This window comes from Microcystis sp. LE19-131.1A (genome assembly GCF_027532015.1).
Lineage (GTDB): Bacteria > Cyanobacteriota > Cyanobacteriia > Cyanobacteriales > Microcystaceae > Microcystis > Microcystis ichthyoblabe_A.
On sequence record NZ_JAPZSS010000089.1, the window covers coordinates 1 to 14,080 of the forward strand.

Consider the following 14,080-nt stretch of genomic DNA (forward strand, 5'->3'; position numbering starts at 1 on the left):
GCTGGGTAGCCAGTAATTCAAGAGAGCCAGTCTGAGATGTTGAGACAAGGGAAGCCAAAACCATAAAAAGAGATACCTCGTTTACATTTGACGGATAAAGCCAAGGAAGTTATTCCATGCTTCAGATTGACTGATCATAAATTATATTGATATAGTAGTCAAGTGTACATGGCCACAGTATATACAAAAGTTAATGATTAAACAGCCCATCGCAATTGTTGGTATGGGATGTCGTTTTCCCGGAGCCAATAATCCTAGTGAATTTTGGGAGATACTCCAAAATGGCGTACATAAGATAACTAAAGACCCTATAGATCGCCCTACGCAGATGACAGGTTGGGCGGGATTTCTCGATGGCATAGATAAATTTGATGCGGCGTTTTTTGGCATTTCTTCGGAAGAAGCGATCAAGATGGATCCTCAACACAGACTTTTGTTAGAAACCTCTTGGGAAGCCTTAGAAGACGCTGGGCTAGTTCCCGCTAATTTAGCAGGGACCGATACTGGCGTTTTTATTGGGCTTTCTGGTAGTGAATATCCGAATTTATTAATTGAAGATTCAACCTTTAATACCACCATTGGAACTCTCGACTGTATGTTAGCCAATAGGATTTCTTCCTATTTTGATTTTCAGGGTTTAAGTATAACAATAAATACCGCTTGTTCTTCTGTATTAGTGGCCATAGATAGTGCCTGCCAAAGCTTATGGAATGAAGACATTTGTTTGGCTTTAGTAGGTGGTACACATCTAACTTTTTCTCCCGTGATTGCCTCTAGATATGTCAATGCGGGTTTGATTTCTGCCGATGGTTTGTGTAAAACTTTTGATGCTAAAGCGGATGGTTATGTTCGGGGCGAGTGCATCGGAGTCGTTGTCTTAAAACTTCTATCCCAAGCTCAAGCGGATGGCGATCGCATTTATGCTGTGATTCGGGGGAGTGGCGTTAATCACAATGGTAGTGGTAATGGCTTGACCGCACCCAATATGCAAGCCCAGATTGCTCTCTTGCAAAAAGTTTATCAACGGGCAGAAATTAATCCCAATTCCATTAATTATATTGAAGCTAACGGTACGGCAACGCCCATTGGAGATGCCCTAGAAATGAAGGCATTAGGAACAGTAGTTGGCAAAGATCGAACTGCTGATAATCCCTGTCGGGTGGGCAGTGTAAAAACCAATATTGGTCATACAGAGGGCGCTTCTGGTATTGCGGGGTTGATTAAAGTTGCTCTTTCCCTCTATCACCGTCAAATACCCCCCACTTTACATTGTCAAGAGCCTAATCCTGCCATTCCTTTTGCCAAACTAGGACTAAAAGTACAACAAACCTTAGAAACTTTACCCGAAGAAACAGGGCCAATTCGAGCAGGGGTTAGTTCTTTTAGTCTGGGGGGAACGAATGCTCATCTGATATTAGAATCAGTCCCGTCTCAAGCAAAAGCTGAACCTAATCTTTCTCCTTTACAAGTTTTTACCCTAACCGCCAAGACTTCTACTGCTTTACAAGCTTTGGTGCAACGTTATCAATCTTTCCTAGAAGATAACCCTGAAGTCGCTTTGTCCGATATTTGTTTTATGGCTAATACTAGGCGATCTCAATTCTCCCACCGTCTAGCTATGATCACTGAATCAAAAGAACAATTGCAAGAGCAACTAAATATGATTGTTCGCCAAGAAGCATTATCAAGTGTATTCAGTGGACAAGTTATAAGGCAAAAATCCGCACCAATTTGTTTTATTTTTTCTGGAAAAAGCCAGAAACTTAAACTAATTATTAAATCCCTTGCTCAAAGTCATCCAGCCATCTATTCATTGCTAGAAGAATTGCAACCACTTATTTCTTCTTATTCGACAAGATCATTTTTTCAATTAATAGAAGAAGAAAATTTAGAAAACCCTTTTCTTAGCCAAGTAGTCAACTTTATCTGTGAATATGCGATGACTCAATTATGGCAATACTGGGGAATAAAACCAGCAATCTGTATAGGTTATGGTCTGGGAAATTATGCTGCTTTAGTATTGGCGGGAATTTTAACTGTAGAAGAGGCAATTTCTTTAATCATAGAAGATAAAAAAATTGAATCACCTCCCAAGTTTCAAGCCGCAAAAATTCCCGTAATTTTACCTCTCAGTGGTAAGACAATTAAAATCCATGAAACTATTGACTATAAGCAGTGGCAAAAAGAATTTAATATCAATAACATGAACGCAGAAAATTTACCTAGCCTATTATCAGATTCTAATGTAATTTTGCTAGATCTATGTTCTCTGGAGATCAAAAGTCATGAACATCTCAAACAACTTGATAATTATAACACAAAAAGTCCTGAAGAAATAAAAAGTTCTGATCATTTATATTGTTTATTTTCCACTTTAATCAAATTTTGGTTAATGGGAGTGAAAATTGATTGGTCTAAAGTTGCAAACTATCAACAATGTTATCCTATTTCAGTCCCTACCTATCCCTTTGAGGGTCAATCATACTGGATTGATGTATCACCTAAAATACCAAATAAACAAAGCATCCATAATCAAGAGAACTATTTGAATGTAGAATTTATCGCTCCTCGTGATAATTTAGAAATGCAATTGACCGAGATTTGGCAAGAGGTTTTAGGAATCCAGACTATCGGAGTCAAAGACAATTTCTTCAATTTAGGGGGACGCTCTCTGCTGGGGGTCAAGCTATTCGCCCAAATTGAAAAAGCGTTCGATAAAAAACTTCCCTTAACCACACTTTTTCAAGCTCCAACCGTTGAGCAGCTGGCGAAGGTTTTGCGCCACCAAGGAGGGACATCTCCCTGGTACTCCCTCGTTCCCATTCAACCCGGTGGCTCCCGCCCTCCTCTGTTTGGCATCCACCATGTTTACTTCCGAGATTTGGTCCGCTATCTAGGACAAGAACAGCCGGTTTATGCTCTCCATTATGGAATGGCAGAGCCGACGGATAGGGCGCTCTCTTTACCTAAAATAGAAGACTTGGCGGCTCACTACATTCAAGAAATGCGAACACTCCAGCCGGAGGGTCCTTACTTTCTGATGGGTCTGTCCTTTGGTGGTCTGGTTGCCTACGAAATGGCTCAGCAGCTAGTCGCACAAGGTCAGCAGGTAGCATTCCTGGCTTTGTTTGATTCTTATATAGAGGTTAGAGGAAAACTCTTGCCACTCCCCCAGAGGCTTTCTAATTTATTACGGCTGAGTCCCGCTGAATGGCTCGAAAGAATCAAGAAAAGGATGGAAATGAAGCTCATCCGCCTCAGATATGGGGATCAGTATCTACCGCACATTTATAACCCAGACCCAATTACCCAAATTAGTAAGGCTTACACTCCTAAAGCTTATTCAGGTAGAGTGACCTTCTTTAAAGCGATGGATAAATTTTCTGTCAGCTATAGCATTGAATCGCCAGAAGAGGGATGGAGGAAATTCGTAGATGGGGAGTTAGAAATTTACGAAATTCCTGGCAGTCATATAGGCATATTAGAAGAACCTAATGTCCAAGTTCTGGCTGAAAAATTAAAGGTGTGCATAGATAAAGCTCTCACAGGTTAAGGAGAAATTGGCAGAAGACAGCTTCAGTCGTCACCGAAAAAAAGTTGGGAAAAACTACATAAAAATCATCGAAAATTTTCGATGAAGGCTCCAGTGGCTTTTTTTGTCTTTAACCGACCTCAACTGACAGCAAAGGTATTTGAAGGGATTCGTCAGGCCAAACCCAACAAACTGTTTATCATTGCCGACGGTCCGCGCTCCGCTCGACCAGACGACCGCGACAAGTGCGCTGCCACCCGTGCCGTTGTCGAACAAATCGATTGGGACTGTGAAGTATTCAGGAACTATTCAGAGGTTAATCTAGGCTGCGGACGCAGGGTATCTACAGGTATTAGCTGGGTTTTTGAGCAAGTCGAGGAAGCCATCATCCTAGAGGACGACTGCCTCCCCCACCCAACTTTTTTTCCATTTTGCGAACAACTATTGGAGAAATATAGAAATGAGCCAAAAATAATGAGTATCAGCGGAACTAACTGGTTAGGACAATGGAAACCAGAGCAGCAGAGTTATCATTTTTCCTTTTGTGGGGGCATTTGGGGATGGGCCACTTGGAAAAGAGCTTGGCAAGGCTATGACTATGAGATTAAATTATGGTCAAACCGAAAAATCAGGCAAGAAATTAAAGATTTTATCGAGGATGAACAAATATTTAAATGGTACGACCAAGTTTTCTCCCAAGCCTATAGAGGAGAAATTGATACTTGGGACTATCAGTGGATGTTTCAATGCCTTTTCCACTCAGGATTAGAAGTGGTTCCCTCAGTCAACTTAATTTCTAATATTGGCTTCGGGGAAGAAGCATCCCATACTAAAAACCCCTATGATTTCAGAAGCAATCTTCCCCAGCACTCTATGTTATTTCCTCTGAAGGAAGCCAAGGAATTAGTAATAGACAGAGAATATGGCAAACAAGTAGTAAAAAAACTTTCTATCAATAGCCATCTCCTTGTCAGATTGAAAAATAAAATCAAGAGGTGGTGAGCTGGGTAAGCGCATCTTAACAATCCTTGACAAAATTAACTTTATGTGAGTTGCTCACCCAGAGGGCGATTCAGGAATATTTGAGTGGAATTTGCCATCTCAATTGTTAAGCAAGAATCGACCAACTGTTAAGATTTCGTAACTATTCTGATTGACTGGTATCACCTGAAATGCCCACGCGGATCACAAAATTGGCCAATTGTCAATCAGGAGGCTCCGAGGCAGGAGAGGAGACTATTTTTATTTATTCTCCCATCTCCCCACTTCCCCACACCCCACACCCCACACCCCACACCCCACACCCCACACCTACCAATTGTAAAGAAATGTTACAATTATGCCGTTATAACAGCTTACCATCTTGACAGGAGGGAAAGACAGTGGTTATAGTAGAGACACATACCCGGGTAAATCAATTTAGTGATATGCAAGACAAGCAAAAAGTCACACTGTACCTTCCCCCTGGAGTCCATCGTCAACTGAAAATCAAAGCCGCGATCGATGAAGAATCGATGTCAGGGCTGGTGGAAAAAGCGATCGCTTTCTACCTAAAATACCCCGAAAAGGTAGAAGAAATCGAAGCCGCCGCCTACGGCAAAACCTATCAGGTTCATGTCTGTCCCGAGTGTGATGCCGCCTTAGTAATGAAAGAAGATCGGCTAAGGTCGATCAAACGCCAGCCCGCAATAGTGGGCGACGAGTTCCCGCTCGAAGTTCCCGAACCCGTTGGCGTTCAAGGAACCACAGAAGGAGAAGCAGCCTTAGTTCCCTGCTAAACTCTCAGTAGCCGAACAAGGCATCTACAGCCATCAGCCGCCCAAGGTCAAAACCGTTACCACAAATAGGGTCGATGTTATGAAAGAAGAGCTAGGAATTCTCGTCAAGGCTCAGTATCCCCTGATTTACCTCGTCACCTCCGAGGAGGAAAGGGCGGAAGAAGCCATCAGCAAAATAGCCCAACTAAATACACAACATCGACGGGTGTTTGTCTGGACTGTCACCCACGGCATGATCGAACTGGGTCAACCGCGCCAAACCAGTCAACATAATACCGTGTCGCCAGAAGCGGCGATCGAATGGGTAGTGCGTCAACGGGAAGGGGGTATCTACATCTTTAAAGACCTGCATCCGTTCATCACTTCTGCTCCGGTGACTCGCTGGTTAAGAGATGCGATCGCCAGCTTTAAAGGAACCGAAAAAATCATTATTTTAATGTCTCCCCTGCAAGAAGTCCCCATAGAACTAGAGAAAGACGTGGTAGTTCTAGATTTTCCTCTGCCGGACATGGGAGAGTTGGATACGGTTCTCTCGCAACACCTAGGCAAAAATCAAAATCGTCGTACCACCACAGAAGTCCGGGAAAAACTCCTGAAAGCGGCCTTGGGTTTAACCAAAGATGAAGCCGAAAAAGTTTACCGCAAGGCCTATGTAAAAGCGAACAAACTCACGGAAGACGAGGTAGAAATCGTCCTTTCTGAGAAAAAACAACTGATTCGCCGCAACGGAATCTTAGAATACATTGAAGAGGACGAGACCATCAATGCCGTCGGCGGTCTGGAAGAACTAAAAAAATGGTTAAAACAGCGCTCAAACGCCTTTACAGAAAGAGCCAGAGGTTACGGACTCCCCCAACCGAAAGGAATGCTAATTTTAGGGGTACCGGGCTGTGGTAAGTCCTTAATCGCTAAAACCACCTCGCGCCTCTGGAGTTTACCGCTCCTGCGCTTAGATATGGGACGGGTTTACGATGGTTCCATGGTGGGACGGTCCGAGGCCAACCTGCGTAATGCCCTAAAAACTGCCGAATCCATCTCTCCAGCCATTCTGTTCATCGATGAATTAGATAAAGCTTTTGCTGGTGGTACAGGATCCGCCGATTCCGATGGGGGAACCTCTAGCCGCATCTTCGGCTCCTTCCTGACTTGGATGCAGGAAAAAACCTCGCCCGTCTTCGTTATGGCCACAGCTAACCGCATTGAACGGCTACCGGGGGAATTTCTCCGTAAGGGGCGCTTCGATGAAATCTTCTTTGTCGATTTGCCCAATTCCGAAGAAAGACAAGATATCTTTAATATTCACCTGACTAAACGACGCTCCGACATTTCTCGCTTCGATTTGGAGCAGTTAGCCAAGGTATCCGATGGGTTTTCCGGTGCGGAAATAGAACAGGCGCTGATTGCCGCCATGTATGAGGCCTTCGCCCAAGATCGCGAATTCACGCAATTAGACATTATTGCGGCGATTAAGGCGACTCTGCCCCTATCTCGCACCATGACCGAACAGGTAACTGCCCTGCGTGATTGGGCCAGACAACGCGCCCGACCTGCTTCGGCCTCCGTCGCTGAGTACCAGCGATTGGAGTTCTAACAGACTTTCGCCCGCTCCCAACGGGATGAAAGGCTAGTTCTCAGGGACTAGCAATGCCTCGAAAAGCCGCTTGGCGGCACTCTTTAACTCTCAATCTGTTGTTGTTAATTCTTAATCTACAAAGAGGAAATTCCAATGTCTCATTTCAGCACTCTCCGGACCAAAATCACCGATGCCGAAATCCTCAAAGCTTCTCTCCGCGACCTCGGTATTAGCGTAAAAACCGAAGCTGATGTTCGTGGTTACAACGGTCAACGGGTTCGCTCCGACATCGTTGCTGTTCTCGATGGCGAATATGATCTCGGTTGGTCCCGCAATACCGACGGCAGTTTCGATTTAATCGCTGACCTCTGGGGTGTAGCCAAAAAACACAATCAAACCGAATTGATCAACTCGATCAACCAAAAATACGCTGTGAACAAAACCCTATCCGAAGTGAAACAGCGCGGTCTGCAAAACGCTAACGTTAAGCTAGTCGTTCAAAGCTAAGATTTACAGCGCGTTCCCAAGCCTAGGGGTTGACCAGTTCGGTTAACCCTTTTTTCTGTCTGTGGGGTATGTTAAGAATAGTAAAATTAACTTGACAAAAATGCTCCGACCCGAAGAAAGAACTAAACTCGATCCGACCAAAGACAGCGATTTTTATGCTTTTCCCCGCTTTGTCACCCACGTGGATGAGGGTTTTATCGATCGATTAACCGCTCTCTACCGAGAGATATTATCGCCGAATACGCGCATTTTAGACCTGATGAGCAGCTGGGTGTCCCATTTACCGGAGGAGATGGAATTCGAGCATATCGAAGGTCACGGGATGAATAGGGAGGAGTTAGCCAAAAATCCCCGCTTGCATAGTTATTTTGTCCAAGATCTCAATGCACAGCCAAAATTGCCCCTAGGGGATAGTTCTTTTGATGCGGTGTTAATCACGGTGTCGGTGCAGTATTTGCAGTATCCAGAGGCGATTTTTGCGGAACTGTATCGCATTTTAAAGCCTAATGGTCTGGTGGTGGTCAGTTTTTCCAATCGGATGTTTTACCAAAAAGCGATCGCTGCTTGGCGCGATAATAGCGATTTAGGCCGGGTAGCGTTAGTGAAATCCTATTTTAAATCGGTGGCGGGATTTAGGGAAGTACAGGCGATCGTTCGTCCTGCTACTACCCCCAGTTTCCTGCAAATGTTAGGAATTATGGTTGCTGATCCCTTCTATGCAGTGATAGGAAAAAAAGAATCTTCTCTAGGATTATAATCACCGTTAACAATCAGATGGCTATTCCGATAATATCTGTAATTCGTTGGAATAGCCTATTTGATCTGTCCTGGTTTATTGTTCACTTGTGTTGGATGTAATTCCTCCGCAAACTGTAAACTAAGAGATTTGTGTAAGTATTGCCAGAGGATTTAACGAATACTTACAAGAATATCTCGATCTACAATATCAACTGATAATGCAAACTGGTGTAAGTACTCTCTAAAGTTGTTGAACATCAATAATTACCTCGAAATCGTTGGCATTTTTTCAAGAAAACCTACTACATTTTTTATTCTATCAATCACAAAATCACGCTCTAAATATGACAGCAAAGCTCCAGCTTTTGGCCCACGCTCTTTACCTAAGAACGATAAATAAACAGCTTTAAATGCAAGGGGTTGCTGCATTTCTAACTCTTTTGCTGTTGCAAATAAAGTTGTTTGCAATTCGTCAGCTTCCCAAACCTTAACATCTGTCAAGCTATGAGTTAGCTGTCTGAGATAAGCAACCTGTTCCAGAGTCAAGTCCCTAACTTTCTCAGGAACCCTGTCAAGATAAAGAACCAATTTCTCTTCTTCGTCAGCATAGTCCGCCAACCATTTTTGGGCAACTGAAATCCTTTGATTGGCAATTTGCCAATCATATTCTTTTAAAGGCTGAGTACTACGTTTTTCAATCTCTTGACGAATATCGAGGTGAGGCACTTGCAGTAAAGAAATCAGCGTGCTGAGATCAACAGGATGGTAAGGCTTAATTGCTCCATCAAGTTGAGAGTAAAACAATGGCATTAACTCTTCAGGCAAAGCAGATTCTTGCTGGGCATCTGCTGATAAAGCTTGATACTTATCAGCTAGAGAATCGTAGTCTCTAAATAGCCTGGTTGTCGTTTCATAATTGGGCGCAAAGTTAATAACCGTCTTAGGCTGAGTTCGTAGCATTAAAAATCGAAGTAGCTCAGGAGGAAGTAACTCAGCAATTTCTTTGGCGCTTGAACCAACCCCCTTTGATGAACTCATCTTCGTGCCATTGACCAAAATGAATTCGTAGGGTGAATGGAAAGGTGGCTGTTTTCGTAGCACTTTTCGGCAAATTGCATTCGCAACATCTCTAGATCCTCCTTTCTGGGAGTGATCTTTACCCGCAAGCTCAATGGTGATTCCCAATAGATCCCACTTTGCCACCCACTCAACTTTCCAAGGTAATTTACCATTGCCATCAAAAGGAGAAACCCAGCCTGAATGACCACAACCTTGAACCCAATCCGTTGCATCAGGTTTGCAAGTGTAGAAAACTTCTGACCCGTTATAATCTGACACAACCGTTGTTGCAATCTTGCCGCAATTTTCACAAGCGATCTGAAAGGGATACCAGTTATCTGGCCGACGCGCTTTGCTCACCTCTAGATAGGCTTGTCTGACCAAATGAGCGTTTTTGAGGAAGGTATCGATGTAGGAATTCAAGCGACCTGAGCGGTATAGATCACGCAAATAGTAAACCTCTGGTCTAACCCCCAAATGCTCGAAAACCTCTAGAAACTCCCCCATGAAGTACTTTGCATAATCGCTGGCACTATTGTCCGGTGAAGGGACATTGCAAAGGGGAAACCCTAAGTAAGGTGCAAACTTCTCTCGATCGAGATAATGGGGAACAGTATCAAGTGCATCATAATCATCAACACCATAGAGGAATTTCGATGATTTACCAGAATGTTTCAAGGCTCGATAAATCACATCATGGATCACAACCCCTCTCAACGATCCAACATGAACTCTTCCAGATGGGGTTTTTGAATCGTTGACAACTTGGTTTCCTTGTGCATCCGCAGCAATTTTGTCAGCCCAAAACATGAATTAACCTTATGTATCTACAGTCTTTACATTTTACATTCTAAAGGAATATCTAACACTTGACATACTGGGTTATCTGGAGTAGGTCGAGATGAGGTGTAAATCTTTGGCCTGGGTTCAGGGGGTAGTCTTCTTTGTGCCATCTAATTAAAGACAAGATATCTTTAATATGCCTCGACTTCCCCGTATAAACATACTAACTATGGCTAAAAGTCTTACAGAGCCTGAGTTAAATCAACACAATACTAATGGACTACTGGACACAAAATCCTGAAGTCTTTACGCGGATAGGGTTTGAGGCAAAAACTTTCAAATTTGACCTTTGGACCGTTATAGCTTGTTTCGGGGCAGAAAACCAGCAAAAACATGGCTACAGAGGGAATCGCTTACTCTAGAGATTAATGACACTATCTGTTACCATCAGGTTAGGGATCACTATACAGCCAACTCTAGGTCATCGCTCTACTCCAGATACAGTCAATGGTACAGCGGCTCGACGGCCCAACTGAGCATCGCCGAACGTCCATTTTTAAGCGAAAAATGTACCCAGTAGCCTCTTGGCAATTTTTTCTGAGAAGCGACCTGCAGTAAGGGTTTTGTTGATTTTTTAGTATTTATGTATGGGGGAAGTCCAGATATATTTTCAAATCCTCGAATAGCAGATTTTTTATTAGTTATATAAATAAGTAGTCGTGCAAAATTAATTTCCTAGTGAAGATAGGCAAGAGGCAAGAGGCAAGAGCGGGGTTAGATATGTGTAATTAATTTTGCTTAGGTACTTATGTTGATCAATATTCTTGATTTCCTTATTTTTGAGAAAAATATAGATAACCGCATAGGTCAGAAATGTTGAATCCTTAGATAAAACTTTATACACAAGCTGAAATTGCAAAAGTGTTTTAGACAAACTCAATTATAAACAAAGTAGTGCAATTGAGAATTTAACTTATCTTATCCTATTTTTAGCCCTGAAATATATGATAGCGATGATAGTTTAAAAAATCCAAATCCGGTGAGAAGCGATCGGGAACATTTAAAGTTTTACCGCGATAGTTGATAAAATTTAGTTCTAACGTCTCGCTACCTTGATCCTGAGCCTTTTTTTCGATCTCATGGCCAATAATTAATCTTAAATCCTCATCGAAACTAATTAAACCTCGATCGAAAGCAGTATCATGAGTACGAGCTAGGCACAGGCCATTATGAGGGTTTAAACGCTGTTCGGGAAATTGACTCCAGGGTAATATATGACTAGCTGTTAGTAAGAGAGGAATGGGATTTCCTGTAATACAGCAACGATAGTTATATAGGGCTAAAATTGTCTTTCTAAAAAAGTTTTGTCCGATTCTAACTTTTCTGATTGCCTCGGTTTCTGTTTTGATATTTTCTAAAAAATCAAGTCTAGTAAAATCCTCTTGCTGTTCGTTGATAACTCCTAAAAGAACCTGTAATTTTTCCTCACTTTCTAGGGCTAATTCTGTCCAGTTATCCTCGAACTCCTGCCAGATTTGCCGATCAGCTTTACTGATACCTTTTAAACCCTGTACTCCTCGCAATTGATGCCTGGGATCGAGAGAACCAAAATTACATAATTTCATCACCAGGGCCGATGGTGTTCGCTGTAACTTTTCAGCGACTTCGATAATAACAGGATTATTGGTGTGGAATTGTCCATAGGGAAATTTATAGTATAAATTGAGAGCGATCAGCAGCTCATCCCTTGTCCATAAATTCTTAGTCATAACCCCTAAAAAATACCACCATCAGCCCTGAAATTACTGCTCAAATCAAATCGGGAAAAACTTCGCGCACTGCTGGATGAATTAACCGATGATTGGCGACATTTAACCCCTTAGCGAGGGAAACATCTTGCTCCAAAGCTTTTATCCCATGGTCGGCTAATTTAATAACGTAGGGTAGGGTACTATTATTTAAAGCTTGGGTTGCAGTCCAGGGTACTGCTCCTGGCATATTAGGCACCCCATAATGTACTACTCCCGACTCCAGGTAAGTCGGTTGACTGTGGGAAGTGGCCCGCAGAGTTTCCACGCAGCCCCCTTGGTCTACTGCCACATCGACAATTACAGAACCAGGGTTCATTTTGGCGACTAAAGAGCGAGAAACCAGCGTCGGCGCTCGTTTTCCTAAGACTAGCACTGCCCCAATCAATAAATCAGCCCTAGGAACCACATTTTCTAATTGTGCCGGGCTACTATAAAGCAATTCTACCCTGGAACCGAATAAAGTCTCTAAATAGGCCAAGCGATCGACGTTAATATCTAAAATAGTTACTTTTGCCCCCATACCGATGGCAATTCTAGCCGCTTCCGTACCCACCACACCCCCGCCAAGGATAACCACTTGTCCAGGACTCACCCCGGGGAAACCCCCCAGTAAAACTCCCCTACCTCCCTGTTGTTTTTCCAGATAGCGGGCCCCAAATTGTACCGAAAGACGACCGGCAATAACACTCATGGGAGTTAAGAGAGGCAAGCGACCATCAGCAAGCTCGACCGTTTCATAAGCGATCGCAGTTGTTCCCGACTCAATTAATGCTTCCGTTAAATAGCGCTCGGCCGCTAGGTGTAAATAGGTGAATAGGAGAGCTTCCTTATTTAAAAAGCCGTATTCTGCCTTAAGCGGCTCTTTTACCTTGACAACTAGCGGTTTATCCCAAACTTGTGCCGCTTTTTCCACAATTTTAGCCCCGGCTTTTTGGTAATCCTCATCGCTGAATCCGGCACCTAATCCGGCGGCCGTTTCCACGAATACCCTATGACCGCGATCATTGAGTACACGCACACTACTGGGACTTAAACCGACGCGAAACTCTTGATCTTTAATCTCTTTGGGAACACCTATTTCCATGGTTTGCTTCTGGGGGACTATTTCTAACTAGGGTATGCTGAAAAAGTTTTTCGGTGGGGGTAGGGTGTGGGGTGTAGGGTGTAGGGTTTTAGCCATTTTCAGGGGAAAAGTCCCGGAATTTCCCCCCGGATCACTCCAAGGGCCAGTACTTATCGAACAATGTTTTTAGATTTATTCAGCCAACCCTATAGTTGCGAGTAATCAGGCATACTATTTGGGAATTTTAGCGACTTTTTTGGTATTCTTCCAGCAAATCGATTAAATCCACCTGACATTTGGTGGGTAACAAATCCGCTAGAGAAACTTGCAGATGACCACCTCCGAGGGTGACTTTTATCTCCCGCAGCAGAGACATGACTGCATTCTCACTTAAACTGTCGTTTTCGAGCAAAGGGAAGACTTTTTCGGCAACGACGCTGTGTAAATGGGCCTCCCGGAGATAGAGATGCCATTTAGCCACGTCAATGTAGATATTGTCGCCGATTTGGGCGGCCAGATTTTCGATGTCCTGAGTTGTGTTAGCCATGGGGTGTTACCGAGTAGTTAGCGATCGCCGCTATATAAATCAAATGTCCCACCAATAGAATAGCCCAAATTCCCGTGAACAGATTCAACCAAGTCCAATCGGAAAATTTAATGATATGAAAAAACCACAACCCTGAATTAATCGCTAAAAAAGCCGCCACATGAACGGCGAAATTCATGCGATCATCTAAACGTCGGAAAGCGGGATCGTTTTTGCGATCGGGTTGACGGGGCCAACGAGGAGGCATAAGCAGTGATCAGTTGTCAATTATCAGTTATCAGTGTACCGGTTTTTTAGCCAATAGATAACGTCATCGACTGGTCGGGAAAGAAACTGGTCAAACTAATCCTATTGAAAGATTAAATAATACCTTTCGACAAAGGATTTCTCGGCTGGTGAGAGAGAGTCTATCTTTCTCTAAAAAAATGGAGAATCACCTTGAGGAATCCTTTGGTATTTTATCCATGACTACAATGCACAGCAAAGCAAAGGATTAAACCGCCATCACTACTACCGAATCACCAGCCACTAGGAAATTTATTTTGCACTACTAAGTACCTAGGCAAAATTAATTACATACTCGCCTCCAAAATTGTCCAGCACTTTTTTAACGTAAGCGAGGAGGCTCTTTCGGTCTTTATAGGCGCTAAATTCAATCCATTCATATTTTAAAAATCTCCATAATATTT

At 43.1% G+C, this 14,080-nt stretch carries 11 protein-coding genes and 2 pseudogenes; 7 read left to right on the forward strand and 6 right to left on the reverse strand.

The annotated features are described in order from the left end of the window. The first annotated feature begins 193 nt into the window (after nt 1–193). The 6 genes from O9323_RS07960 to O9323_RS07985 all read left to right on the forward strand — a co-directional run bounded on the left by O9323_RS07960 (nt 194) and on the right by O9323_RS07985 (nt 8,147). Nucleotides 194–3,553 carry a type I polyketide synthase gene (locus O9323_RS07960; protein WP_288124921.1) on the forward strand — a complete coding sequence of 1,120 codons (3,360 nt, stop codon included), beginning with the start codon at nt 194–196 and terminating at the stop codon, nt 3,551–3,553. A gap of 81 nt (nt 3,554–3,634) precedes the next feature. Continuing rightward, nucleotides 3,635–4,534: a glycosyltransferase family 2 protein gene (locus O9323_RS07965; protein ID WP_288124922.1), complete on the forward strand. Its 900-nt coding sequence runs from the start codon at nt 3,635–3,637 to the stop codon at nt 4,532–4,534. 425 nt (nt 4,535–4,959) lie between these two features. Further along, a complete protein-coding gene (locus O9323_RS07970; RefSeq protein ID WP_036395550.1) occupies nt 4,960–5,310 on the forward strand; it encodes a slr0373 family blue light stress response protein in 351 nt (116 codons plus the stop codon). Nucleotides 5,311–5,389: 79 nt separating this feature from the next. Further along, nucleotides 5,390–6,901, forward strand: a complete 1,512-nt coding sequence (ycf46, locus tag O9323_RS07975; protein WP_016514970.1) for a stress-responsive protein Ycf46 — start codon at nt 5,390–5,392, stop codon at nt 6,899–6,901. A gap of 135 nt (nt 6,902–7,036) precedes the next feature. Continuing rightward, on the forward strand, nt 7,037–7,390 hold the full coding sequence (locus tag O9323_RS07980) for a DUF1257 domain-containing protein (RefSeq protein ID WP_002731874.1): 354 nt from the start codon (nt 7,037–7,039) through the stop codon (nt 7,388–7,390). A gap of 100 nt (nt 7,391–7,490) precedes the next feature. After that, nucleotides 7,491–8,147, forward strand: coding sequence for a class I SAM-dependent methyltransferase (locus tag O9323_RS07985; RefSeq protein ID WP_002741401.1), 657 nt, complete (start codon nt 7,491–7,493; stop codon nt 8,145–8,147). 245 nt (nt 8,148–8,392) lie between these two features. On the opposite strand, the gene lysS is transcribed toward O9323_RS07985, so the two are convergent. The 5 genes from lysS to O9323_RS08010 form a co-directional block, all read right to left on the reverse strand. Beyond that, nucleotides 8,393–9,997, reverse strand: a complete 1,605-nt coding sequence (gene lysS, locus O9323_RS07990; RefSeq protein WP_288124923.1) for a lysine--tRNA ligase — start codon at nt 9,995–9,997, stop codon at nt 8,393–8,395. A 962-nt stretch (nt 9,998–10,959) separates the two neighbouring features. Beyond that, nucleotides 10,960–11,739 (reverse strand): HNH endonuclease, encoded by a 780-nt coding sequence (locus tag O9323_RS07995; protein WP_004158479.1) that lies wholly within the window; start codon nt 11,737–11,739, stop codon nt 10,960–10,962. Nucleotides 11,740–11,779: 40 nt separating this feature from the next. After that, entirely contained in the window at nt 11,780–12,865 is a 1,086-nt protein-coding gene (gene ald / locus O9323_RS08000; RefSeq protein WP_288124925.1) for an alanine dehydrogenase, read from the reverse strand. Nucleotides 12,866–13,088: 223 nt separating this feature from the next. After that, on the reverse strand, nt 13,089–13,391 hold the full coding sequence (locus tag O9323_RS08005; RefSeq protein WP_002734773.1) for a DUF3181 family protein: 303 nt from the start codon (nt 13,389–13,391) through the stop codon (nt 13,089–13,091). Beyond that, the gene (locus O9323_RS08010; RefSeq protein ID WP_002732278.1) at nt 13,384–13,638 is read right to left on the reverse strand and encodes a hypothetical protein; all 255 of its coding nucleotides are present in this window, start codon (nt 13,636–13,638) and stop codon (nt 13,384–13,386) included. Before O9323_RS08010 ends, O9323_RS08005 begins: the two co-directional genes overlap by 8 nt. 61 nt (nt 13,639–13,699) lie before the next feature. On the opposite strand from O9323_RS08010, the pseudogene O9323_RS08015 reads away from it, so the two are divergent. Continuing rightward, nucleotides 13,700–13,923, forward strand: a pseudogene (locus O9323_RS08015) (IS1 family transposase); the annotation flags it as partial. 26 nt (nt 13,924–13,949) lie between these two features. Here O9323_RS08015 and O9323_RS08020 read toward each other — a convergent pair. Further along, nucleotides 13,950–14,080, reverse strand: a pseudogene (locus O9323_RS08020) (IS630-like element ISMae24 family transposase); the annotation flags it as partial.